Source organism: Halopseudomonas sp., from assembly GCF_041579695.1.
Taxonomy (GTDB): domain Bacteria; phylum Pseudomonadota; class Gammaproteobacteria; order Pseudomonadales; family Pseudomonadaceae; genus Halopseudomonas.
This window is the reverse complement of the sequence record NZ_JBFGFI010000008.1, coordinates 1-23,986: the sequence shown is the minus strand read 5'-3', so window position 1 is coordinate 23,986 and position 23,986 is coordinate 1. Positions and strand designations below refer to the sequence as shown.

General features: G+C 59.6%; 25 protein-coding genes. 4 read left to right on the top strand and 21 right to left on the bottom strand.

The genetic code is table 11. The features are described 5' to 3' along the window. Nucleotides 1–10 precede the first annotated feature (10 nt). Nucleotides 11–2,800 carry an ATP-binding protein gene (locus tag ABYA88_RS03470; RefSeq protein WP_373185492.1) on the top strand — a complete coding sequence of 930 codons (2,790 nt, stop codon included), beginning with the start codon at nucleotides 11–13 and terminating at the stop codon, nucleotides 2,798–2,800. Here the strand turns inward: ABYA88_RS03470 and acpS are convergent. The 13 genes from acpS to rpoE all read right to left on the bottom strand — a co-directional run bounded on the left by acpS (nucleotide 2,779) and on the right by rpoE (nucleotide 13,805). Next, on the bottom strand, nucleotides 2,779–3,186 hold the full coding sequence (gene acpS / locus ABYA88_RS03465) for a holo-ACP synthase (RefSeq protein ID WP_373185491.1): 408 nt from the start codon (nucleotides 3,184–3,186) through the stop codon (nucleotides 2,779–2,781). The two genes, ABYA88_RS03470 and acpS, sit on opposite strands and share 22 nt — an antisense overlap. Then, a complete protein-coding gene (gene pdxJ / locus ABYA88_RS03460; protein ID WP_373185490.1) occupies nucleotides 3,183–3,926 on the bottom strand; it encodes a pyridoxine 5'-phosphate synthase in 744 nt (247 codons plus the stop codon). Before pdxJ ends, acpS begins: the two co-directional genes overlap by 4 nt. Beyond that, nucleotides 3,923–4,666, bottom strand: coding sequence for a DNA repair protein RecO (gene recO, locus ABYA88_RS03455; protein WP_373185489.1), 744 nt, complete (start codon nucleotides 4,664–4,666; stop codon nucleotides 3,923–3,925). Before recO ends, pdxJ begins: the two co-directional genes overlap by 4 nt. A gap of 19 nt (nucleotides 4,667–4,685) precedes the next feature. Then, nucleotides 4,686–5,588, bottom strand: a complete 903-nt coding sequence (era, locus tag ABYA88_RS03450; protein ID WP_373185488.1) for a GTPase Era — start codon at nucleotides 5,586–5,588, stop codon at nucleotides 4,686–4,688. Beyond that, a complete protein-coding gene (gene rnc / locus ABYA88_RS03445) occupies nucleotides 5,581–6,270 on the bottom strand; it encodes a ribonuclease III (RefSeq protein WP_373185487.1) in 690 nt (229 codons plus the stop codon). The genes era and rnc overlap by 8 nt, the downstream gene beginning before the upstream one ends. Next, nucleotides 6,267–6,644: a DUF4845 domain-containing protein gene (locus ABYA88_RS03440; protein ID WP_373185486.1), complete on the bottom strand. Its 378-nt coding sequence runs from the start codon at nucleotides 6,642–6,644 to the stop codon at nucleotides 6,267–6,269. Before ABYA88_RS03440 ends, rnc begins: the two co-directional genes overlap by 4 nt. Before the next feature lie 46 nt (nucleotides 6,645–6,690). Further along, nucleotides 6,691–7,569 (bottom strand): signal peptidase I, encoded by an 879-nt coding sequence (gene lepB, locus ABYA88_RS03435; protein ID WP_373185485.1) that lies wholly within the window; start codon nucleotides 7,567–7,569, stop codon nucleotides 6,691–6,693. A gap of 22 nt (nucleotides 7,570–7,591) precedes the next feature. Beyond that, nucleotides 7,592–9,394, bottom strand: a complete 1,803-nt coding sequence (lepA, locus tag ABYA88_RS03430) for a translation elongation factor 4 (protein WP_373185484.1) — start codon at nucleotides 9,392–9,394, stop codon at nucleotides 7,592–7,594. Nucleotides 9,395–9,580: 186 nt separating this feature from the next. After that, nucleotides 9,581–11,023, bottom strand: a complete 1,443-nt coding sequence (locus ABYA88_RS03425; RefSeq protein ID WP_373185483.1) for a DegQ family serine endoprotease — start codon at nucleotides 11,021–11,023, stop codon at nucleotides 9,581–9,583. Nucleotides 11,024–11,041: 18 nt separating this feature from the next. Further along, nucleotides 11,042–11,515 carry a SoxR reducing system RseC family protein gene (locus ABYA88_RS03420; protein ID WP_373185482.1) on the bottom strand — a complete coding sequence of 158 codons (474 nt, stop codon included), beginning with the start codon at nucleotides 11,513–11,515 and terminating at the stop codon, nucleotides 11,042–11,044. Nucleotides 11,516–11,561: 46 nt separating this feature from the next. Continuing rightward, nucleotides 11,562–12,569: a MucB/RseB C-terminal domain-containing protein gene (locus ABYA88_RS03415; RefSeq protein WP_373185481.1), complete on the bottom strand. Its 1,008-nt coding sequence runs from the start codon at nucleotides 12,567–12,569 to the stop codon at nucleotides 11,562–11,564. Continuing rightward, complete coding sequence (locus ABYA88_RS03410; protein ID WP_373185480.1) at nucleotides 12,570–13,172, bottom strand: RseA family anti-sigma factor; 603 nt, start codon at nucleotides 13,170–13,172, stop codon at nucleotides 12,570–12,572. 57 nt (nucleotides 13,173–13,229) lie between these two features. Further along, nucleotides 13,230–13,805: an RNA polymerase sigma factor RpoE gene (gene rpoE / locus ABYA88_RS03405; protein ID WP_373185479.1), complete on the bottom strand. Its 576-nt coding sequence runs from the start codon at nucleotides 13,803–13,805 to the stop codon at nucleotides 13,230–13,232. 278 nt (nucleotides 13,806–14,083) lie between these two features. On the opposite strand from rpoE, the gene nadB reads away from it, so the two are divergent. Continuing rightward, the gene (nadB, locus tag ABYA88_RS03400; protein WP_373185478.1) at nucleotides 14,084–15,697 is read left to right on the top strand and encodes an L-aspartate oxidase; all 1,614 of its coding nucleotides are present in this window, start codon (nucleotides 14,084–14,086) and stop codon (nucleotides 15,695–15,697) included. Here nadB and ABYA88_RS03395 read toward each other — a convergent pair. Continuing rightward, nucleotides 15,666–16,118 carry a hypothetical protein gene (locus tag ABYA88_RS03395; protein ID WP_373185477.1) on the bottom strand — a complete coding sequence of 151 codons (453 nt, stop codon included), beginning with the start codon at nucleotides 16,116–16,118 and terminating at the stop codon, nucleotides 15,666–15,668. The genes nadB and ABYA88_RS03395 overlap by 32 nt on opposite strands. Next, nucleotides 16,102–16,356 (bottom strand): succinate dehydrogenase assembly factor 2, encoded by a 255-nt coding sequence (locus ABYA88_RS03390; RefSeq protein ID WP_373185476.1) that lies wholly within the window; start codon nucleotides 16,354–16,356, stop codon nucleotides 16,102–16,104. Before ABYA88_RS03390 ends, ABYA88_RS03395 begins: the two co-directional genes overlap by 17 nt. 129 nt (nucleotides 16,357–16,485) lie before the next feature. Between ABYA88_RS03390 and ABYA88_RS03385 the strand changes: the two genes are divergently transcribed. Next, a complete protein-coding gene (locus ABYA88_RS03385) occupies nucleotides 16,486–17,511 on the top strand; it encodes a folate-binding protein YgfZ (protein WP_373185475.1) in 1,026 nt (341 codons plus the stop codon). Nucleotides 17,512–17,524: 13 nt separating this feature from the next. After that, nucleotides 17,525–18,352 carry an HDOD domain-containing protein gene (locus ABYA88_RS03380; protein WP_373185474.1) on the top strand — a complete coding sequence of 276 codons (828 nt, stop codon included), beginning with the start codon at nucleotides 17,525–17,527 and terminating at the stop codon, nucleotides 18,350–18,352. A 24-nt stretch (nucleotides 18,353–18,376) separates the two neighbouring features. On the opposite strand, the gene ABYA88_RS03375 is transcribed toward ABYA88_RS03380, so the two are convergent. The 6 genes from ABYA88_RS03375 to ABYA88_RS03350 form a co-directional block, all read right to left on the bottom strand. Further along, entirely contained in the window at nucleotides 18,377–19,192 is an 816-nt protein-coding gene (locus tag ABYA88_RS03375; RefSeq protein WP_373185473.1) for an enoyl-CoA hydratase, read from the bottom strand. A 33-nt stretch (nucleotides 19,193–19,225) separates the two neighbouring features. Then, nucleotides 19,226–19,921 carry a uracil-DNA glycosylase gene (ung, locus tag ABYA88_RS03370; protein WP_373185472.1) on the bottom strand — a complete coding sequence of 232 codons (696 nt, stop codon included), beginning with the start codon at nucleotides 19,919–19,921 and terminating at the stop codon, nucleotides 19,226–19,228. A 3-nt stretch (nucleotides 19,922–19,924) separates the two neighbouring features. Further along, the gene (locus ABYA88_RS03365; RefSeq protein ID WP_373185471.1) at nucleotides 19,925–20,254 is read right to left on the bottom strand and encodes a hypothetical protein; all 330 of its coding nucleotides are present in this window, start codon (nucleotides 20,252–20,254) and stop codon (nucleotides 19,925–19,927) included. Nucleotides 20,255–20,274: 20 nt separating this feature from the next. Next, the gene (locus tag ABYA88_RS03360; RefSeq protein ID WP_373185470.1) at nucleotides 20,275–21,561 is read right to left on the bottom strand and encodes a flavohemoglobin expression-modulating QEGLA motif protein; all 1,287 of its coding nucleotides are present in this window, start codon (nucleotides 21,559–21,561) and stop codon (nucleotides 20,275–20,277) included. A gap of 462 nt (nucleotides 21,562–22,023) precedes the next feature. Beyond that, nucleotides 22,024–23,526 carry a lysine--tRNA ligase gene (lysS, locus tag ABYA88_RS03355; RefSeq protein ID WP_373185469.1) on the bottom strand — a complete coding sequence of 501 codons (1,503 nt, stop codon included), beginning with the start codon at nucleotides 23,524–23,526 and terminating at the stop codon, nucleotides 22,024–22,026. Between the two features lie 76 nt (nucleotides 23,527–23,602). Further along, the coding region (locus ABYA88_RS03350; RefSeq protein WP_373185468.1) for a peptide chain release factor-like protein at nucleotides 23,603–23,986 on the bottom strand (384 nt) is incomplete at its 5' end.

Genomic DNA, 23,986 nt, shown 5'->3' with positions numbered 1-23,986 from the left:
GGGATACACAATGAATGACATAGGCCTCAAGGCGCGCATCCTGCTGATGACGCTGATACCCGCCGGAGCAATGATTCTCGCATTGGGCAGTTACTTCAGCTGGCAGGCGATTGCCGACCTGAACCAGCAATTACTCGAACGCGGCTTCATGAACGTCGAGCATCTGCAGGATCCGGCGGCAGCCGCATTGCTTGAAGGCCAGCCGGGCCAAATCAGGAATCGCCTTGCAGCGTCACTCAACCGCCCCGATGTGCGGGCGATCAGTCTGTACGACAGCGAACAAAATGTGCTGGAGCACAGCGGTCCGCAAATGCATGATCCCGAAAGCACGCTGGGCGTTGACAACTTGGGCGCCGGCACCGGCCTGCAGGTCCGCCGTAGCGACGACAGCAGCCGCTTCATGTTGCCGGTTCTGGCGTCCGGCGAGCTGATTGACCGTCAGGCCGCCGCAGACTTCGAGACGGACGCGCTGCTCGGCTGGCTGGAGGTAGAGCTCAGCCATGGCAACGTCCAGCTGCGCAAGTACCAGATCCTGTTGCACACCCTGGTCCTGATACTGGTCGGGCTGACGTTTATCGGCCTGGTCGTCAGCAGCCTGGCGAGGCGCATAAGCGATCCGATCACCCGGGCCAATCACGCCGTGAGCCGGATCAGCCGTGGCCAGCTGGATGTGCGCCTGGCTGCCCAGGGCAGCCGCGAGCTGGACGACCTGGCCAACGGCATCAATGCGATGGCGGAAACATTGCAGAGTGCACAGGGCGAGTTGCAGCAGAATATCGATCAGGCCACCGAGGATCTGCGTCAGACGCTGGAAACCATCGAGGTGCAGAATATCGAACTCGATATGGCGCGCAAGACAGCCCTCGAGGCCAGTCGGATCAAGTCCGAGTTCCTCGCCAACATGAGTCACGAATTGCGTACACCGCTCAATGGCATTATCGGCTTCAGTCATTTGCTGCAGAGCACCGAACTGAGCAATCGTCAGCAGGAATACCTCGGCACGATCGGAACCTCGGCGGACAATCTGCTAGCCATCATCAACGAGATCCTCGATTTTTCCAAGATAGAGGCGGGCAAGCTGATTCTCGACAACCTGCCGTTCAACCTGCGGGATCTGATTCAGGACACCCTGACCATGCTCGCGCCCGCCGCGCACCACAAGCACCTTGAACTGGTCAGCATGATCTACCGTGATACCCCGCTGGGTCTGAACGGAGATGCCCTCCGGCTGAAGCAGATACTGGCGAACCTGATCAGCAACGCGATCAAGTTCACCCATAGCGGCTCGGTAAGCATCCGCACGATGCTCGAACACGAAGACGACACCCACGCGGTGCTGCGCATCAGCGTCACCGACACTGGCATGGGGCTTAGCCCTAGCCAGCAGAAGCTGCTGTTTCAGGCCTTCAGCCAGGCCGACAACTCGATTTCCCGCCAAGCTGGCGGCACTGGCCTGGGGCTGACTATCGCCAAGCGTCTGGTCGAGCAGATGCAGGGCGATATCGGCCTCAACAGCCAGCCGGAGCAAGGCTCCGAGTTCTGGTTCACCGTGCGTCTGGAGAAATCCAGCCAGGTCAGCGACGATCTGCCAGAAAGGCCCCTGGCCGGACTGCGCGCAGCATTGGTTGAGCCACTACAACTGAGTCGCCAGGCGCTGTCGCACTGCCTGGAGGACCTCGGTCTGGAAGTGAGCGTCTACGACAATCCAGCGCTGCTGGAGGAGGCTCTCGGCTCACGCCGTCACACCGGCAAGTCGATAGACCTGATGCTGATCAGCAGCGCAGCCGCGCCGGATCAACCCGAAGTGCTGCTGGAGCTGTTCCATCGCCGCTCGACCAGCGGCGGCTGCAAGACGATTCTACTGACCGACACCACGGAGCACTACCCGGCCTTCGACCAACTGCCGGCCGGCGAGTGCCAGGTCCTGTCGCGCCCCTTGTGTGCCCGCAAGATGCTGCGCGCAATCAACCAGCTGTTCAAGGCAGAGCCAGCCCGCACGGTCATGCGGCCGGCCTCTGCAAACCCGTCGATAACCATTCTCTGCGTCGACGACAATGAAGCCAACCTGAAGCTTGTCGCCACCCTGCTGACGCAAATGGGTGCTCAGGTAATCCCGGCGGTGAGCGGTGAGCAGGCATTGGAAATACTCTCTACGGCAGCAGTGGACATGGTATTCATGGACGTACAGATGCCTGGCATGGATGGGCGAGCGACCACCACCGAACTCCGCTTACGTGAGGAGCTCGCCGGCTGCAAGCCACGACCGGTGATCGCACTGACCGCGCACGCCCTCGCGGAGGAACGCCGCAAGTTGCTGCAGTGCGGCATGAATGACTACATGAGCAAGCCAATCAGTCCGGAGCAACTGGCGCACTGCGTGCAACGCTGGACCGGCATCGCTCTGGAGATGCCAACGTCTGCCCGCGACGATAACGCACTGCCCACCCGACGACTGGAGGACCGCGAGATGCTGCCCGTGCTGGATCGCGAGGAAGGCCTGCGTCTGGCCGCCGGCAAGGCGGACCTGGAAGAGGACATGTTACGCATGCTGGTCGAAAGTCTGCCCGAGGAGCGCAGCCGCATCGAGCAGCATATGACCGTGAACGCTCAGGAAGCCTTGCTTGAGGTCATACACAAATTGCACGGCGCCTGCCGCTACTGTGGTGTACCGCAGCTCCGCGCCTGTTGCGAGAACGCCGAAGATCTGCTGAAACGCGGGCAGCCCAATCAGGTTGCCATAAGCCAGTTGATCGAAGCCATCGATCGCCTTCAGACCGTTTACGCCACCGAATCGGCGTAGGCGGCCGGCCCCGCGGACCAGACCGCAAAGGCCAGAGCCTGCTCGCGTTCATCGCTAAGGCTCAGCAGCATCGCCCCTCCGCCGCCGGCTTCCAGGCGCGCCAGCGCCGCACCGCTGAGGACCACCGTAGGCGCCCCCAGCGAATTACGGTCGATCTGGATACAGTGCCACGACATTCCCTGCCCCAGACCTGTGCCCAACGCCTTGAGAATCGCCTCCTTGGCGGCAAACCGCTTGGCCAGAAAGCGGGCCGGCTGGCCGTGGACAGCGTAGCGTTGCCACTCGGCGTCCGTCAGGATGCGGCGTGCGAACCGATCGCCCTGGCGGCCGAGGACCGCCTCGATCCGGCCGACCAGAACCATGTCGGTACCTATGCCGCGAATCATCTGCCGCCCGAGGCGCCGAGAATCAACGCACGCATTTCCTTCACCGCGGTGGCCAGGCCGGTGAACAACGCACGGGCAATGATCGCGTGGCCGATATTCAGCTCGTTGATGCCGGGCAATGCCGCGATCGGCTCGACGTTGTGGTAATGCAGGCCATGCCCGGCATTAACGACCAGGCCCAGCTTGCGCGCATAGATACAGCTCTCGCGAAGGCGCGCCAGCGCTACCTGCTGCTGTTTACCCTCGGTGTCGGCATAATGCCCGGTATGCAGTTCGATAACCGGTGCGCCAGCGCGTTTCGCGGCCTCGATCTGCTGCGGGTCAGGATCGATGAACAAGGATACTTCACTGCCGATGGCCGTCATGCGCTCGACCGCCTCCTGGATACGCGCGCCGTTCCCGGCTACGTCGAGCCCGCCTTCAGTAGTCAGCTCCTCACGTCGCTCTGGCACCAGACAGACGTTGGCAGGTCGGATTTCTTCGGCGAAACGCAGCATCTGGTTGGTCACCGCCATTTCCAGGTTCATCCGGGTCTGCAGGATATCGGCCAGCATCCGCACGTCCCGCTCCTGGATATGCCGGAGATCTTCACGCAGGTGAAGGGTGATGCCGTCCGCGCCGGCCTGTTCCGCCTCGATTGCGGCCTGCACCGGATCGGGGTAGCGGGTACCGCGCGCCTGGCGCACAGTGGCCACATGATCGATATTAACGCCTAGAAGTACACGTTGTGGATGGCTCAAGATCTGTCTCCTCTGGGGGTGCTGCCGGGGGATGAAAACAGCTGCCGACTGACGAGTGGCCGGCCGCCCAAATGTATCGCCAATGCCTGTCGCATGAGACTTTTTGCCGTTCTGAGCGCCTGCGGGGCATCCCAGTCCTCCCGCGCCATCGCCAGCAATCCGGCGCCGGGCAGACCCGGCGCCGAGTAGCCGGCCCGATCATCACCGGGGCGCGTATCGGCAAGGCGCAGCAGGCCCTCTTCGGCATGCCAGACGTAGATCGCTTCAGCCTCGACCGGAGCGCCGGCGGCATCCTCTGTCAGACTGAAACCATAGCCCATAACCTCGAGCAGTTGCCATTCGAACCGGCGCAATACCGGTTCGACAGCGGCAGTTTCGGCCAGTTGCTGCAGGGCCGACTGGTACGCTGCGAAAATAAGGGTCTGTGGATCGCCGGGCGCCAGCAGGCGAACCAGCAACTCGTTCAGGTACAAACCGCTGAACAGCGCATTCCCCTGCAGCGGCAGATAGGCACCCGCCGCTTCTGCCTGGGCCAGGCTCTTCAGCTCGCCTCGTCCAGCGGTAGCAACGAGCAGCGGAACAAACGCCTGAGGCGCAACGGCGCCGCTGCGCGGCTTCCTGGCACCGCGCCAGACAACCCGTTGCATACCGTGGTGCAGCGTCAACAGATCGACCAGGGCGCTGGTATCGCGATAGGGACGACTATGCAGGACGTAGGCCGGGGTCAGGGATGATTGCACAGCGACCTCCGGGGACCGGCTACTTGTCGAAGTAATAGCCCAGCGAGGTCAGCGCGCGTTCATCGTCAGACCAGCCGCGCCGCACCTTGACCCACAGATTGAGCATGATCTTGCTGCCAAACAGCTTCTGCATATCCAGGCGCGCTTCCTGACCAATCTTTTTCATGCGGTCGCCACCGTCACCGATGATGATCTTCTTCTGGCCCTCGCGCTCGACCAGGATCAACGCATGGATATGCAAGACCTTGCCTTCCTGCTTGAACTGCTCGATCTCCACTGCAACCTGATAGGGGATCTCCGCGCCGAGCTGGCGCATGACTTTCTCGCGCACCAGTTCTGCTGCCAGGAAACGCGAGCTGCGGTCGGTCAGCTGATCTTCCGGGTAGAAATGCTCGTTCTCCGGCAAACGCTCGGCGACCAGTTTCTCGAGCTGTTCGATGTTGCGGCCCTGAAGCGCCGAAACGGGCACCACCTCGGCATCGGGAAGCTGCGTGGCGAGCCATTCCAGGTGGGGAAGCAGCGCCTGCTTGTCCTCCATCCGGTCGACCTTGTTGACCACCAGCAGCACCGGACATGTCACATAACGGACCTTCTCCAGGACCATCTGATCCTCATCCGTCCAACGGGTCCGATCCACCACGAACAGAACCACATCGACATCCCGCAGGGCCTGGCTCGCACTCTTGTTCATGAAGCGATTCAGCGCCTTTTCGTTTTCCTTGTGCAGACCGGGAGTATCGACGTAGATGGCCTGCACCTCGTCTTCGGTCTTGATACCCAGCAGTGTGTGCCGCGTGGTCTGCGGCTTGCGCGAGGTAATGGCCAGTTTCTGGCCAAGTATGTGATTGAGCAGCGTGGACTTGCCCACGTTGGGCCGGCCTACAATGGCCACGTAGCCACAACGGGAAATACGGTCATTCATCTGCTTTCTCCACGCCCAGAGCGATAAGGGCTTTCTGGGCTGCAACCTGTTCTGCCAACCGCCGGCTGTTACCCTCACCGAAAGTAGCCTCGGATAACGGACCGACCTGGCATTCGACACGGAAGGTCCGACAATGTGCTTCGCCGCCGCTATCGGTAACTTCGTAGCGGGGCAGATCGCAGTGCCGCGACTGCAGGTATTCCTGCAAACGGGTCTTGGGATCCTTGTTGTTGTCGACCAGGGTCAGGCTGGCAATGTGATCCTGCAGCCAGTGCAGGATGCGCTCGCGAGCCACCTCCAGCCCACTTTCAAGATAAATCGCGCCAATGATCGCCTCGGTGGCATCGGCGAGAATGGATTCACGGCGGAAACCGCCACTTTTCAACTCTCCCGAACCCAGCCTGAGATAGTCACCGAGCTCGAAGCCCTTGGCCAGCTCAGCCAGCGTCACGCCCTTGACCAGCCGCGCGCGCAGCCGCGACAGCTGGCCTTCGCGTGCCTGCGGGAAGCGATGGAACAATGCTTCAGCCGCAACGAAGTTGAGCACCGAGTCCCCGAGAAATTCCAGCCGCTCGTTGTTGCGGCCCCCCAGGCTACGGTGGCTCAACGCCAGATTCAGCAGATCCGGATCACTGAAACTGTAGCCAATCTTGCGTTCAAGGCGGTCTAGCTTGTTGGTCACTTAATAGGTCTGACTATGTGGGTTTCATCGAAATGGACCAGCAGGTCCACGTTCTGAAGCGCCGGCGTGCGCACTTCGTAGTTGATCTGCACGGTGTAGGCGTCGGCACCGCTGGCGGTCACCTTGATCGCTTCCCGTGCATCGATATCGCGGATGCTGTTGATCTGCATGCCCTTGTCGATATAGTTGTTGAACTCGCGAATCGAATTGATCTCGATCGTGGGATCCTCGTTGATCTTGGTAACCATGTTGCGCAAGGCGAAATGATCCAGATAGATGGGGATAAGCTTCATGGCGATGACAAGACCGAATACGATCAGCGCAATGACGGCCAACCAGCCAAAGAATGACATGCCTTTCTGCGAGTGGCGCATGAATAACCTCGTGACGTCCGTTGTAGATATTGTTGTTTCAGCCCCCTCAGTGAATCAGGGCGACCCTTGAAAAACTTGGCAGGTTACGCAACTTCGGCTCTGGCCAATGCATCCAGATGGCAAATGCCTTGCCTACAATATAGTTGTCGGGGACCATTCCCCACAACTCCCGCGGCATACTCGGTGCGCTCCAGTAACGGCTATCATTGGAGTTATCCCGATTGTCACCCATCATGAAGTAATGTCCGGGCGGCACCTGCCATTCCATAGGCGCAGGTGTGCGGGCAAGACGCTCTACCCTGATCAGGTGTTCGGTATCGCCGAGTTGCTCTTCGAGAACCCTTACCTCGGCGATATGCTGCATTGGGTGACCTGCCGGCAATTCATCATCGAGCTTCACTTCGACCAGACTGGTCGGCACCTTTTCGCCATTGACGAATAGCTCCTTGTCCGCGTAACGCACCCGATCACCCGGCAAGCCGACCACCCGCTTGATGTAGTTGATGCGCGGATCATTGGGATAGCGAAACACCATGACATCGCCGCGCTCTGGATCGCCGACAGCTAGCACCTTGCTGTCGAGCACCGGCAGGCGGATACCGTAGGCGAACTTGTTCACCAGGATAAAATCGCCCACTTCCAGGGTTGGCTTCATCGACCCGGACGGGATCTGGAATGGCTCGACCAGAAAGGAGCGCAGCACCAGTACCACCAGCAGGACAGGAAAGAACGACTTGCCGTACTCTACCAGCAGCGGCTCCTTGCCCATCCGTTCGACCACCACCGGATCGGCCACATCAATCCTTGCCTCGTAGGCAGCACGAGCCCTGCGCCGCTTCGGCGCATGCCAGACCAGATCGATCAGCGCAAGAAACCCGGTGACGGCTACCGCGAGCACCAGAAGCAGCGGAAAATTGATATGCATATTCGAGTCCGTTTAGCTATTGCTAGCTGTCAACTTTCAATACCGCAAGGAAGGCTTCCTGGGGTATTTCCACATTTCCTACCTGCTTCATGCGCTTCTTGCCAGCCTTCTGCTTTTCCAGCAACTTCTTCTTGCGGCTGGCATCGCCGCCGTAGCATTTGGCAATCACGTTCTTGCGCAGTGCCTTGACGGTCGAACGCGCGACTATCTGGCCGCCCACGGCCGCCTGGATAGCCACATCGAACATCTGCCGAGGGATCAGCTCCTGCATCTTGCTTACCAGCTGACGGCCCTTATAGGCCGCATTATCGCGATGGACGATCAGCGCCAGCGCATCAACCTTCTCGGCGTTGATCAAAACATCCAGGCGCACCAGTCTGGCGGCCTGAAACCGGTCAAATGCATAATCGAGCGAGGCGTAACCGCGGCTCACCGACTTCAGGCGATCGAAGAAATCCAGCACGACCTCGTTCATTGGCAGATCGTAGGTCACCTGCACCTGCGTGCCCAGAAACAGCATATCGTGCTGCACACCGCGCTTTTCGACACACAGGGTGATTACATTGCCCAGATGGTCCTGCGGAACCAGAATATTGGCCCGCACGATCGGCTCGCGCATTTCCTCGATCATCGACGGATCGGGCAGGTGCGAGGGGTTGTCGACATAGACGATGCTGCCGTCCTTCTTGACCACCTCGAACACCACGGTGGGCGCGGTGGTGATCAGATCCAGATCGTACTCACGCTCCAGGCGTTCCTGGATGATCTCCATGTGCAACATGCCGAGGAAGCCACAGCGGAAACCGAAACCCAGCGCTTCCGAACTCTCGGGCTCAAAATGCAGGGAAGCATCATTCAGCGTCAGCTTGGACAAAGCCTCGCGGAAATCCTCGAAATCTTCCGAGCTGACCGGGAACAGCCCGGCATACACCTGTGGCTTGACCTTCTTGAACCCGGGCAGCATGTCTACATCGGGGGTACTGGAGAGGGTCAGGGTGTCGCCCACTGGCGCACCGTGAATATCCTTGATCCCGGCAATGATGAAGCCTACCTCGCCGGCCTTGAGGTCGGCAGTTTCGCTCGGTTTGGGATTGAAAACACCCACGCTGTCAACCTGATGGATCTTGCCTGTGGACTTGACCAGCACCTTGTCGCCCTTGCGGATGCGACCGTGCTTGACCCGTACCAGCGATACCACGCCTAGATAGTTGTCGAACCACGAGTCGATGATCAGTGCCTGCAAAGGCGAGTCCAGCTCACCGACTGGCGGCGGAATAACCTGAATCAGGCGCTCAAGCACATCCACCACACCCTGCCCGCTCTTGGCGCTGCATGTAACCGCGTCGGTCGCATCGATGCCAATCACGCTTTCGATTTCAGCCATGACCCGTTCGGGCTCGGCCTGGGGCAGATCGATCTTGTTCAATACCGGCATTACCTCGAGACCCTGCTCAATGGCGGTATAGCAGTTGGCGACGGACTGGGCCTCGACGCCCTGGGCCGCGTCAACTACCAGCAACGCACCTTCGCACGCCGCCAGCGAACGGCTGACCTCGTAGTGGAAGTCCACGTGGCCGGGTGTATCAATGAAATTCAGCTGGTAGGTCTTGCCGTCTTTCTCGGAGGTGTAATACAGCGTAACGCTGTGGGCCTTGATGGTGATGCCCCGCTCACGTTCGAGATCCATCGAGTCGAGCACCTGCGCCGCCATTTCCCGATCGGCCAGACCACCGCATATCTGGATGAACCTATCAGCCAGAGTCGACTTACCATGGTCAATGTGGGCAATAATCGAAAAATTACGAATTAGACTTAGGTCACTCACAACGGGGATCATCCAGACATGATTGCAAGACTGGGAGCCAAGTAGCTCCAAGCAGTAGACGGGGAACTACCCCGAAATAAGCTCGCGAGTGTACCCGAATAAGCAGAGGGACGCTATCGTGCCGCAGGCTACCGGGACCCGTCGAAACACCGAACAGGCCCCGGGTTGCCGGGACGTTTGACCGGCCTAGTCGGCCAGCCGGAAGGTGATATAACTGGCGCGCCCCTGGCGGACTACGCGCATGGAAACCGAGCGATTGGTCGGTAGCGCCTCGGTTATCTTTTCAAACTGCTCGGCCGACTCGATTTGCTTGTTATCCAGACTGGTGATCACATCACCAGCGCGCAGCCCGACCATCGCCGCCGGGCCCTGTCGCACCTCTCGCACTATAATCCCAGCGGGCACATCCATGGCTTCACGCTGCTTCTCGGTCAGTTCGGCCACCACCACGCCCAACCGATTGCTCGCCTTTGACGGCGCCTGTTCGCTGGGCTCAGCTGCGGCCGCTACCGAGTCATCCTCGGGCAATGCTCCCACTTCGAGTTCAAGCCTGCGCCGCTTCTTGTCGCGCATCACCACTACCGAGGCTTCCTCACCGGGACGCACACGGCCTACAGCATGGGGAAGATCGGAGGACATGTTGATTTCCTGCCCGTTGAACTCAAGAATCACATCGCCCACCTGGAGTCCGCCCTCGTCAGCCGGACCGCCCGGCATGATCTGCGCTACCAGCGCGCCCGCCGGCTTGGGCAAGCCAAAGGATTCGGCCAGATCCTTGTTGATTTCCTGGACCACTACACCCAGCCACCCGCGCTGCACCGCACCGGTCTTCTTCAGTTGCGCCACAACGTCCATTGCAACGTCGGCGGGGATCGCGAACGACAACCCCATGAAGCCACCCGAACGGGTAAATATCTGCGAGTTGATACCGATCACTTCACCATCTAGGTTCAGCAGCGGCCCGCCTGAGTTGCCCGGGTTGATGGCCACGTCGGTCTGGATAAAAGGCACGTAGTTCTCGGTCGGCAGGCTGCGACCCTTGGCACTGACGATCCCGGCGGTCACCGAGTAATCAAAGCCGAAGGGCGAGCCGATGGCCAGTACCCATTCACCCGGCTTCATATCAGAGGACTTGCCGATACGTACGGAGGGCAGATCCTCATCCGCTTCGATTTTCAGAAGCGCAAGATCCGAACGCGGGTCGGCGCCCACAAGCTTGGCAACCATCTCCCGGCGGTCGGACAGTCTGACGAATATCTCGTCGGCGCCCTCGATGACGTGATTATTGGTCAGGACGTAGCCGTCCTTGGACAGAATGAAGCCTGAACCCAAGGACTGCGGCGAAGGCTGTTGCTGGCGGGGTTGCTGCTGACCCTGGGGACCCTGAGGAAAACCGTGCTCGAAAAACTCCCGGAAAATCGGTGGCATACCTTCGAGGTCAGGCATTCCGGGCCCGCCGGCAACCGGTGATCGGGTGACAGCCCGGCTGGTGCTGATATTCACCACTGCCGGTGAAACCTCTTCAACCAAATCGGTAAAATCAGGCAGTTCCTGAGCCATGCCCAGCGACTGCCACCCCAGCAGAGCCGTGGCAGCAGTTGCCGCCATCATGCGCTTTATCGAGAACATATTTTTCCGCCTCTTTTTCTAGTATGAGCCCTGGACCGACACTATCTCAGTCGATCCCGTTGGCAAATTTCGTAATACCCGGGGATGGTACGCCGGGTTGCTGCGCGCGCGACGCGTGTACCAGCCCGCCGTGACAAAGCCAGCGGCCAAGCCGACCGCAGCCACCAGGATCAGCCAGGGCTCGGCAAGTCCGACGAGGTCACCAATCAGGGCGAACATGAACAGCATCAACAGGGGCAGGACATACATCAGTGCCGATGCTTTGAGTACCGCGTCTTCCGGCAAGCCTATGATGACCTCGTCACCCACGGCAAGCGGTTGATCGGACAGGACTCGAATGAAGCCGCTACGCGCGCCAGATCCCAGTCGCTGCAGCAAAGCCTGGCCGCAGCCGGCCCGCGCCTGGCAACTGCCACAGGTACTTTGCCGGATGGTCTCGACCCATACCGCACCGGATTCGATGCTGAGCACTTTGCCTCGTTCTTCAATCACCTTGCCCTACCTGCCATGCATGTGTTCGATATCAAGCGGAACCTCCTCATGGGGCGGTATCGATCACCGCGCCCGGATCAAAATCCGGCGCCAGCGACGCCGCAACGCGCTCCGCCGTAGCGGGCGGTACCTCGCCCACGACCGTCGCCAGGTAGGCGCCATCTCGCATGACCAGCCTGCGACTTACCGCAACTGTCGGACCAAGCTGGGCGCGCAAGTCATCTGCCACCCTGTCCTCGGCAAGGGGTTCAATAAATACGGTAAACCGTGCGAGACCATCGGTAAATGCCTGAGTCACTACCGGCATCTCCTCGCCATTCAACCGGCGGGTCTCGCGGCGTACCGGTGCAAAACCCGGCGGCAGCCAGGCCGGCAGCCAGCGCTGTTCTGCGGCAGGAGCGGATGCGGTCGTGTCGGACGCGGCCTGTTCGCCGATAGCAGGACAGGCTCCCACCGCGCTGAGCTGCTCCGGCGTGACGGGGCCAACTTCGAGATTGGTAAACTGGAACCTCTCCAGCAGGGCCTCTTTCTCGTTGATCAGCAGCGACTGCAGCAGCAGGCCGGTATCAGCATCAAGATAGAGTTCATAGGCGTAACGGAAGGGATCACGTGGCTTGACCGCAACCACGGAAACGGCCCGGTTGGCGACGCGACTGGTGCCAAGCACCTGCAATGAATACCATTGATGCAGCGTGAAAGACTCATCGGCGAGCAAGCCGCTGTCACGCCACGCGACACCCGAGGTCAGTGCGCTGCTACATTCCAGACGGCCATCACGCCGCACCCATTCCTGCGGAGCGCCATCGGTGCGCAGCAGGCGCTCGACGACCTGATCGTCAACCTGTCGCCAGACCCGGTGGGTACTGAAGCTGCCAGTGCGTTCATAGACAAAATCGCCCTGATAGCTCTGCTCCCGGGCGGCAACGGCCATCTTTTCCAGCAGCTCCCTGGCCTCATCGCCAGCCACCGGCGCAGCAAACAGAAGGGCTGCCGAAGCAACCCCTGCTGCCATCCAGTTGTTCGCCCATAGCCTGGCCGCCGTCAATGAGGGCACTTAGCGTCCTTCCAGACTTGCCGCTCGTGCCGAGGGCAGCAAGTGCGGAGTAACCTGCCCGTTTGACTGTCCAGCATGCTCGCGCAAGTACTTGCCAATGCGCTGCTCCTGCCACTCTGAAGGAGCCTGCTGCGATTCCTGCATCGCAGCACCTGTCTGCGGATAGCCCGCAAGCACCGCACCTGGCTGAGCTGCTGACGCACCGGGCAACGTTACCGGCGGCGCCGGAGCCTGCTCGGCGACCATGCCCGAATTACCGGCACTCTGATCTTCCTGGAACATGTTGACGCCTACCAGCACCGCCACAGTCACCGAAGCCGCTACCGCAAGCCGGCCAACACCCTGCCAGACGCTTGAGGTCTTCGCCACAGCGGCTGCCGGGTCAGGGTCATTGGCGATCGCCGCGGCAATACCCGCCGACAGATCAACGTTACCCTGCCATGGCTCCTTGTGCATAAGCGCACGGGCGGTCTGGAGTCGTGCCCAGTCGCTACGCAAGGACGAGTCGTCCCCGCTGGCCTTCAGAACACGGCGCACTTCAAGCTCGTCCGCTTCGTTGTCCATCAGCGCGGAGAGAGACTCCCTCAAGGATTCACTGCTCATTGCTATACCTCTGCTGTTGGCCCATCGGGCTTGCTGCATTTTTCCCCTGGTCCTGGCTCAATCTGTCAGCAAGGGCTTAAGGGCTTTGTCGATCGCCTCGCGCGCCCGGAAGATACGTGAACGTACCGTACCGACAGGGCAACTCATTACCTCGGCAATATCTTCGTAACTCAAACCTTCAAATTCACGTAACGTCAACGCGGTACGCAAATCGTCGGGTAGCTGCTGCAGCGTCCTGTTGACCATCTGCTCGACCTCATCACGCAGCAAATCGCGTTCCGGCGAGTGAATGTCCTTGAGGGCACTGTCCCCGTCGTAGTACTCGGCCTCATCGGCTGCGATATCTGAATCGGGCGGCCTGCGCCCGCGCGCAACCAGATAATTCTTGGCCGTGTTTATCGCTATGCGGTACAGCCAGGTGTAAAAGGCGCTGTCACCGCGAAAATTGGCCAGGGCCCGGTATGCCTTGACGAAAGCTTCCTGCGATACATCCTGAGCCTCATGACTGTCATGCACAAAGCGCATTACCAGTGCCAGAATCTTGTGCTGGTATTTCAGTACCAGCAAATCGAAAGCCCGTTTGTCGCCGCCTTGAACCCGAATGACCAGCTCCTGATCGGTTTGCTCAATCATGCGGCGGCTCCTCCCGGCGCAGGCGCGTTCGCCCTGCCTTGTTGTAGTAGACCCGCAATGTAAGCAAAAGTTCTCCCCTCATCAGGCTCAACAGTAGGAACAGTGGCAACCGGGGAAAGTTCCCTCGGCCCGAAAAATTATTATCATTATCCGGCAACATGACGAGGCATACCCGACTGCGCAGGACAGTATTGTGTCGCACGCGCCTTCTATATACTAGTTGTCCACATCGACCCGGGAAATCCCGAATCATTCCAGCAGGTCCAGACAGGGACACCATGGCACAAGCGAAGAATTATGACGTACTGGTCATCGGCAGTGGCGCTGCGGGTCTGACCCTCGCGCTGCATCTGGCAGATAATCTGCGGGTCGCCGTGATCAGCAAGGGCCAGCTATCCGAAGGTTCCACCTTCTGGGCCCAGGGCGGCGTAGCCGCTGTGCTTGATGATACCGACACCGTCGAGGCCCATGTTCAGGACACTCTGGATGCCGGCGGAGGCTTATGCCGGGAAGAGGCGGTTCGCCAGATCGTCGGCAGCAGCCGCGAGGCAATAGGCTGGCTAATCGATCAGGGCGTGCCATTCACCCGAGAGCGGCGTGCGGACGGCACCGAAAGCGATGATTTCCATCTGACCCGCGAAGGCGGTCACAGCCACCGCCGTATTATCCATGCAGCGGATGCGACCGGAGCAGCCATATTCAATACACTGCTGCTCAAGGCCCAGGAGCACAGCAACATAGAGCTTCTGGAAAACCGGGTCGCTGTTGACCTTATTACCAGCGGCAAACTCGGACTACCTGGCAAACAATGCCTGGGCGCATATATTCTCAATCGCAATACCGGCCACGTAGAGACCTATGGCGCGCGCTTTACCGTGCTCGCTACCGGCGGTGCGAGCAAGGTGTATCTGTATACCAGCAACCCCGACAGTGCCTCCGGCGACGGCATCGCGATGGCCTGGCGTGCCGGCTGCAGGGTGGCCAATATGGAATTCAACCAGTTCCATCCCACCTGCCTCTACCACCCCAGGGCCAAGAGCTTTCTCGTCACTGAAGCCCTGCGCGGGGAAGGCGCGGTACTCAAATTGCCAGATGGCTCGCGATTCATGCCGCGCTTCGATCAGCGCGCCGAGCTCGCCCCGCGCGATATCGTCGCCCGTGCCATTGACCATGAGATGAAGCGGCTCGGGCTGGATTGCGTCTTTCTCGACATCAGCCACAAACCGGCGGACTTCATACGCAGCCACTTTCCGACCGTGCATGAACGCTGCCTGGCCTTCGGCATCGACATCACCCGCGAACCGATTCCGGTTGTCCCGGCGGCCCACTATACCTGCGGCGGTGTCGTGGTCGACGCATGCGGGCGCACCGACACCGACAATCTCTATGCGATCGGCGAGACCAGCTACACCGGACTGCACGGCGCCAACCGAATGGCGAGTAACTCGCTACTGGAATGCATCGTATTCGGGCGCGCCGCAGCGCAGGACATACTCAATGAACTGCCGCATACCAGAATGCCGGACAATCTGCCGTACTGGGACGAAAGCAAGGTCACAGACTCCGATGAGGACGTGATCATCTCGCACAACTGGGACGAATTGCGGCGTTTCATGTGGGACTACGTGGGAATAGTGCGCACTACCAAGCGTCTGCAACGCGCCAAACACCGGGTCGACATGCTGCTGGCAGAGATTCACGAGTTCTACAGCAATTACAGGGTCAGTCGCGACCTGCTGGAATTACGCAACCTGGCCACGGTCGCAGATCTGATCATCACCTCGGCCATGCAGCGCCGGGAAAGCCGCGGGCTGCATTACACGCTGGACTATCCCAGGCTGTTGCCGGAGGCACTGGATACTATTCTGCAGCCGCCCAGCGCTGACGACTGAAACGCAGTCGCAACCTGAGCCGACGCAGGGCATCCTCCGCCGCTGCGTCGGCCGGCAGAATCACCGATACAGCCAGCAAGCGTCCCGGCTCACGCAGTCGCACCACGGTGAGAAAGGCACTGACAAAGGTATCGGCAAGCAAGCGCGCAGCTGTTTCCGAACCATCTCGGCGCATGACGTGCCAGCCCTGGCTGTCAAATCGCAGCGCTGTAATCGACTGTGCATGCCGCAGACTCACCTGGCGAGGCCAGACCCAGGCGCCGTAACCGATGACCAAGAGCATACTTGCCGTCGCCAACAACGGGTGCAGGCCACTGCGCAGCAGCGCCGCGCAGGCCAATACGCTGAGAGCAATGACCAGCACGCCCAGAAAACGTGAGGGCTGCCGGCGCAACACCAGATAATCAGGCTGGCTGAACACGATCGAGTATCATCCTTACCATTCGTTTAAGATCCGGGTCTTCCGGTTCGCTGCGCTGCATGAACCAGCCGAACATATCCTGGTCTTCGCTTTCCAGCAGCTTGCGGTAACGCAGTTTGTCTTCCGCGTCCAAATCACTGTAGGCTTCCTCGAGAAACGGCACCAGCAGCACGTCCAGCTCCAGCATACCTCTCCGACTGTGCCAATACAGCCGCTTCTTCTCTATCTCAGCCGACATCTGAATCTCCGCAGTGGGGTGAAAACGCGACACAATGCATCGCTATCATTATAAGCGCAAGGCGACACTGACAAGCCGCCAACGCAGCCCTATGATGTAACAGCTGAATTCACCAGGCAATCAGAGCTTATGACCCACAACAATCCACTTTATATCCGGCTGTCTGAACGCTTCACCGTGGACCCATCACTGCATGCGGCCGCTGTCGCCCTGAGCTGGCTCGGTCACGAGGGCATCCTCGCGGTCAATGGCCCCGATTCCGCCAGGTTTCTGCAGGGACAGGTGACCTGCGACGTGGCACGCCTGTCCGTGCCCGAGAGCATCCTTGGCGCCCGCTGCAACCCCAAGGGCCGGATGCAGTCGAGCTTCAGGCTTTTGCGCCACGGCGAGTCGGACTATCTGCTGGCGATGGCAGAAGAGCTGGTCGCACCCCAGATCGCCGATCTCGCCAAGTATGCCGCTTTCTTCAAGACTGAAATCAGCGACGCCAATGGCCAGTGGGTGCGTCTTGGGCTGAGCGGTCCCGGCGCGACCGAGACGCTGGCCAGAACCGGGCTGGGCACGCCCGAAGCGACTAATAGCGTGTCCCAGAGCGAGTCAGGCATGGTTGTTCGCCTGGTTGACAGCGATATTTTCGAGCTCTGGCTGCCCGCCGGGAGCGCTGAAGCTACGATCGATGCGCTTTTGCAGACAGCCCAACCGGCACCACTCAACTACTGGCAGATGCTGCAGATACGCAACGGCATCGGCCAGGTGTTCGGTGAAACGCGCGAACACTTCATTCCGCAAATGCTCAACCTTCAGGTATTTGATGCCGTCAGCTTCAAGAAAGGCTGCTACACAGGCCAGGAAATCGTGGCCCGGATGAAGTATCTCGGCAAGCTGAAAAAGCGCATGTTCAGGCTGACCAGCGATGAACGTCGGTTGTTGCCGCCGGGCACCGCGGTAGTGAACCGTGAAACCGGACAGGCCCTCGGCGAAGTGGTGATGACCGCACTGGGCCATGAGCAGATGGAAATGCTGGCGGTAGTACAAAAGGATGCGGCACAATTGGTATCATTGAGCGCAATTGACGACCAGGGGCCAGCATTGACCCTCGCAGACCTGCCCTACGAGAAAGAAGTGGCCGACACAGAAGCCGGCCCGGCAAATTGACAAGGAATTACCGATGACTGACCTGGCCCAGCGCGTACAGGAAGAACTGATTCAGGCGATCGAAAAGGATCAACTGGTATTGCCAACCCTGCCCGAGGTAGCACTGCGCATTCGCGAAGCCGCGGAGAACCCGGATGTCAGTATTCCCGACCTGGTCCGCGAAATCAGCAACGATGCAGCCCTTAGCGCTCGACTGATAAAGGTGGTAAACAGCCCGCTGCTGCGCACTCGGCAGGAGATCACCGATCTGGGCATGGCGGTCAATCGCATGGGCATCAATTACACCGCGAACCTGGCCACAGGCCTGGCCATGTCCCAGATGTTCCAGGCCACCTCCGATGTAATCGACCGCAAGATGCGCGAGGTCTGGGCGCGAAGCATCGAGGTCGCGGGCATCAGCCATGTGCTGTGCAGGCACTACACCCGACTCAAGCCGGACCAGGCTACGCTTGCGGGTCTGGTACACCAGATCGGTGTGCTGCCGATTCTCAGCTATGCCGAGGAAAACAGCCAGTTGCTGACCGACTCGATCAGCCTGAACCTGGTTATTGAGCGCATCCATCCCGTTCTTGGTGACCGCATTCTTGCCGCCTGGGACTTCCCGACGCCGCTGCGTCACGTACCCACCGAGCACCTGGATTTCAACCGCAACACGCCGGTCATAGATTATGCCGACATCGTCCAGGTTGCGATGCTGCAAAGCCTCAGCGAGGAGCATCCACTGGCGCAGATGGATTGGACCAACATTGCCTCATTCAACAAACTGGGTCTGACCCAGGGCGATGAAGGTGACGAAGATCTGTCGGCGGAAATGGAAGCCGCGATGCAGCTGCTGGGCTAAAGGTCTGGCAGCAGTCCCCGACGCTTAACGGTTACGCCACTGCGGGGGGCGTTTCTCGAAGAATGCGTTGACTCCTTCCAGCGTATCTTCATAGTCGAACAGATCAACGAAGCGTTCGCGTTCCTCAGACAGCAGGCTGTTGAGCGGCTGGCGCCGGGCGCCCTGGATCAGTTCCTTGCATGCCTTTACTGCCATCGGACTCTGTCTGCCAACCTGGGCAGCAAGCCGCAGAGCCGTGGTCAGCGCCTGATCCTCCTCGACCACCTCCTCTACCAGACCAATTCGCTCGGCTTTGACCCCGTCGATGCGCTCGCCGCAAAGAATCATTCGCTTCGCCCAACCCTCGCCCACCAGCCACGCCAATGCCTGGGTACCGCCTGCGCAGGGCAGCAGGCCCACGCCGGCCTCCGGCAAAGCCAGCTGCACCTGGCGCTCGGCAATGCGGATGTCGCAGGCCAGCGCGCATTCAAGGCCGCCGCCCATCGCATAGCCATTCAGCGCGGCAATGGAAACTCCGGAAAAGTCGCGCAACGCCTCAAACGCCTTACCGAACAGACTGGCCATCTCGCGCGCGCGCGCCTTGTCGCCATCGGCAAAGAGCTTGAGATCAGCACCGGCTGAAAAGAAGCGGTCGCCGCGTCCGGTAATCACCAGCGCGAAGATTTCGGAATCGGCGCCCAGGTGCCCTACCAGCTCGACAAGTCCGTGCAGGGTGTCGGTATCCCATGTGTTGGCAGGCGGGTTGTCGATGGTAACAAGCGCGGTATGACCGACCTTCTGCACGACCAGTTTGTCGGTGCGCGGGACCAGGGCAGTGTAGGGTTGCAATGCGTGATCCATAGGAGCCTCCTGGGGCTGATGACGATATATGCTTCAGACTGCGTTATCAGGCAGGCCCCAGTCAATCGGCTTGCGCCCGTGTTTTTCAAGATACTCGTTGGCTGCCGAAAAATGTCCGTTGCCGATAAAACCTCGATGAGCCGATAGCGGCGAGGGGTGTGCGGAAGTCAGCACGCAGTGGCCGGAAAGATCCAGTTGCTCAGCTTTTTTGCGGGCATAACTGCCCCAGAGCATGAAGACCAGGTGTTCGTGACGCCGGGATGCCAATTCGATTACTTTTGTAGTGAAGCGTTCCCAGCCTTTTTTGGCATGGGAGCCGGCCGCACATTCCTCGACCGTCAGAACTGCATTGAGCAGCAATACACCCTGCTCAGCCCAATGACGGAGGCAACCATGGGAAGGCCTGGATATATCCAGATCCCGCTGCAGCTCCTTGAAGATATTCTGCAGTGAGGGCGGTGGCTTGACATCCGGCTGCACCGAGAACGCCAGCCCGTTAGCCTGGTGCGCGCCGTGGTAGGGATCCTGCCCGATGATAATGACCTTGACCCGATCCAGTGGCGTACTGTTCAGGGCATTAAAAATCAGCGGCTCGGGCGGGTAAATGATTTTTCCGGCATCCTTTTCCCTGCGAAGAAACTCGCGCAGCTCGCCCATATAGTCTTTGTCAAACTCCGCTTTCAGCGCCTGCTTCCAGCTGGCTTCAAGCTTGATCTCGCTGTTGACCACGACTTACTCCGCGGCTGGCACCGATTGGGCATTGCAGCGCACCACACGCTGACGATCATCGACCAGCAGACCGGACAGACCGTTGTGCCGGCTGTCATGCAGTATCAGGATGCCATCGACGCATTCAGCGACCTGGCTGGCAGCGCGACTACGCATCTGCCCCGCCTCCGCCGAGCCGACTGTGACCAGACTGAAATCGGCGACGACCATCCCCTGCTCCTGCCGGGAAAAATTCAGATAGCCATAGAAATACAGGACCATAACCGTAGCGAAAACGGTAACAAACGCGGTCAGGATCATCGGCAACTTGCTCAGTTCCTTGCTATCACTCATACGGATTCATCGAACCTTTGTTAAAGAATATTGGCGTAGTCAGCCTCGATCCTGTCGAGGCTGAGATTGTTCAGGAAGCCGGAAAAACACATCCAGGCGCTCAGCGCGTTCAGGTCGGCGAAAGGTTCCGGCAGATAACGTGGCGGCACCACAAGGCCCTCCTCCACCAGTTGCCCCAGTGTGCGCATATCCTCCAACGTGGTCTTGCCGCAGAACAGCAGGGGTATCTGTTGTAGCTTGCCCTTGCGCACCGCCAGCTGAATATAGTTATAGGTCAGGATAAAGCCTTTCAGGTAGGCAAGATCCTTGGTGAAAGGCAGACCGTTACTGCTTGATCCGCGGAATACCCGGCTAGCATTGGTATAACTGTTTTCCCGGGAGTATTCCTGCTCTCGGTAAAACTGGAACACGTCCATGAAGTCGCCGCCGCTTTCGGCCAATTGGATCGCCCGCGTGCGGTCGGTCAGCTTGCGCAATCGAGCGGGATAGGAGGCAAAAGTAATCACCTCCATCAGTATGGCCAGACCTTCCTGGGTAACGGTCGAGGACGGTGGTCCCTTGGCCAGAAAGGTACAGATCGGCTGATGCTGTCCGTTCAGACTGGTAGCCACATGCACCATACCCTCGTGCACGGCGAGGATCTTCAGATCACGCTGATTGAATTTGGCGTCGCTGCGGATCTTGATATAGTCCGCTCCCGCTGCCGCGTCTGCGACGATGCCGTCAGACTCGAATACGCGCACAGCCTGGTCGTCCGGAAAGGCTTCGTTCATTCGTGCTTGCAGGATCTCCACAGCTTCGGGCGCGGCAATGGTTTTGGGCTCGCTAAGCAGTTCAGTCTTGCCAATATTGGCCAGGGACTCGCTGAGCATGATGCTCAGGTCGGTGATTGTCGGGTCACCCGCATGAAACGCGTCGGAGGCCGAGCCGTAGAGTTCCTGGGAGATCAGCCCCATGTCTGCGGTTCCGCGTGCTTCAAGCATGCGGATCACCATGCGGTATTCCTTGCACATGCGTCGCATGATCTGGCCGACCGGGTTAAACGTTCCAAGCTGGCGGGTGATATCGCGCTCGATATCCTGCAATACCTGGCGACGCTCTGCCGGGTCAAAGCCCAGCGGGCGTTTGGCGTAGTAATCGGGGCCTACATCAGGGATGCTCTTGCAGCGCTTGCGAAAGAATTCCTCGCGCAAACTGTCGTCCCACTTGATCGCATCCAGAATCCGGATCGGCGCTTGCGCCTCGACAATGCGGTCGGACAGACTGCGAATTACCAACTGGTACTGCTCGCTCTGTTTTACCGTCATGGTGTTCCTGCTTTTGTAGTGTCGTTCAATCCTCGCATCATAATCAGCGTGAACCTCATGGTGATTATGGGCGCGGTGTTACGCGACGCCAACGAGCCCTCATGCTGGACACGCCGCAAGTACATCCCTGTAGGCTCGTCGCTGGCCATCCCTGGCCATCGACGGTCCAGCATGAGGGTTCGCTGGCATCGCGGCAGAAAGCGGCGCGCTACCGAGAGCACCTAAAACCAGATCCAGAACCAATCTTATTTTCGCCCTGTCTCCCCACTCGCCGGAAACCTGATCAAACACCCAATCCTACAAGCGTGTCTGGGTGCGGCCGGTGGCGGACCGTCGCTGGCCAGGGACGGCCAGCGACGAGCCCACATGGATGTGCTCGTAGCGTGTCCGCCACCGGCCGCACCCAGGCACGCTACACACAATTACCTGAGATCAGGTTTCCCTGCACGGCGCGCAAATCACCTACGCCTCAGGCCGCATATGCGGAAACAGGATCACATCGCGAATAGACGGCGCATCGGTCAGCAACATCACCAGCCGATCAATACCGATGCCCTCGCCCGCCGTCGGCGGCATGCCATACTCCAGCGCACGCACAAAGTCAGCGTCGTAGTGCATTGCTTCGTCATCCCCCGCGTCCATGTCCGCCACCTGAGCGAGGAAACGCTCGGCCTGGTCCTCGGCATCGTTAAGCTCCGAATAGGCATTGGCGATCTCGCGGCCGCCGATGAACAGCTCGAAACGGTCAGTCACGCTCGGATCGTCATCACTGCGGCGCGCCAGAGGCGACACCTCGAACGGGTAGCGGGTAATGAAGGTCGGCTGCTCGAGGCGATGCTCGACCAGCTCCTCGAAAATCATCGTCTGCAGCTTGCCCAGACCTTCGTAACCCTTCACGTCCGCGCCCGATTTCTTCGCAATGGCACGCGCTCTTTCCAGGTCACGCAGGTCGTCAGCGGCAATATCCGGGTTGAACTTGAGGATCGAATCAAACACCGACAGACGTACAAAGGGTTCGCCGAAATGGAATACCTTGCCCTGATAGCTCACATCCGTCGTACCCAGCACTTCCATGGCCAGCTCGCGGAAGAGCTCCTCGGTCAGGTCCATGTTGTCTTCGTAATCGGCATAGGCCTGGTAGAACTCGAGCATGGTGAACTCGGGATTGTGCCGGGTCGAAACGCCCTCGTTGCGGAAGTTGCGGTTGATCTCGAACACCTTCTCGAAACCGCCCACTACCAGCCGCTTCAGATACAACTCCGGCGCAATACGCAGGAACATCGGCAGATCGAGCGCATTGTGATGCGTCTCGAACGGCTTGGCGGCCGCGCCGCCGGGAATGGTCTGCAACATGGGCGTTTCGACTTCGAGGAAATCACGGTCGGCCAGAAACTTGCGGATATGCGCGACGACACGTGAACGGATCAGAAACGTCTTGCGCGTCTCATCGTTGACGATCAGGTCGACATAACGCTGACGATAGCGCTGCTCGGTGTCAGTCAGACCGTGGTGCTTGTCAGGCAGTGGCCGCAATGATTTGGTCAGCAGCGTCGCCTTTTGCATCTGCACATACAGATCGCCCTTGCCCGAGCGCTGCAGAATGCCTTCGGCGGATACGATATCGCCCAGATCCCAGTGCTTGATTGCCTCCAGTGTTTCGGCTGGCAAGCCCTTGCGGTCAACGTAGAGCTGAACGCGGCCACTGACGTCCTGCAATACCAGGAACGCGCCGCGATTGAGCATGATACGACCGGCCACCTTGGCCGGGATCGCCGCTTCCTCCAGCTCCGGCTTGGTCTTGTCCGCATAGGTTTTCTGCAAATCGGCACAGTAGCTGTCACGGCGGAAATCGTTGGGAAATACCCGGCCCTTGGAGCGCTCGTGGGCGAGTTTTTCCTTGCGCATCACGATCAGGCTGTTTTCTTCCTCGTGATGGGCATGCGGGTCTTGCGGCTGGTCGGTCATGTTTGCGTATTCCTGGGCGTTACAGTTGTATAGCGTAGGTCTGACGATATTCTTGCATCGGGCGCGGTGCAGGGACTTAGAGCCCCTGTTTCAGGCTGGCCTCAATGAATTCATCCAGATCCCCGTCAAGTACCGCGTTGCAGTTGCTGTTCTCGATGAGCGTGCGCAAATCCTTGATGCGCGATTGGTCGAGCACATAGGAACGGATCTGGTGCCCCCAGCCTATATCGGACTTGCTGTCTTCCAGCGCCTGCGCGGCAGCATTGCGTTTCATCATTTCCTGCTCGTAGAGCTTGGCGCGCAGCATCTTCATCGCGGTATCACGGTTGCCGTGCTGGGAACGCTGGCTCTGGCAGCTGACCACGGTATTGGTCGGCACGTGGGTGATACGCACTGCCGAATCTGTGGTGTTAACGTGCTGACCACCCGCGCCCTGGGAGCGATAGGTGTCCACGCGCAG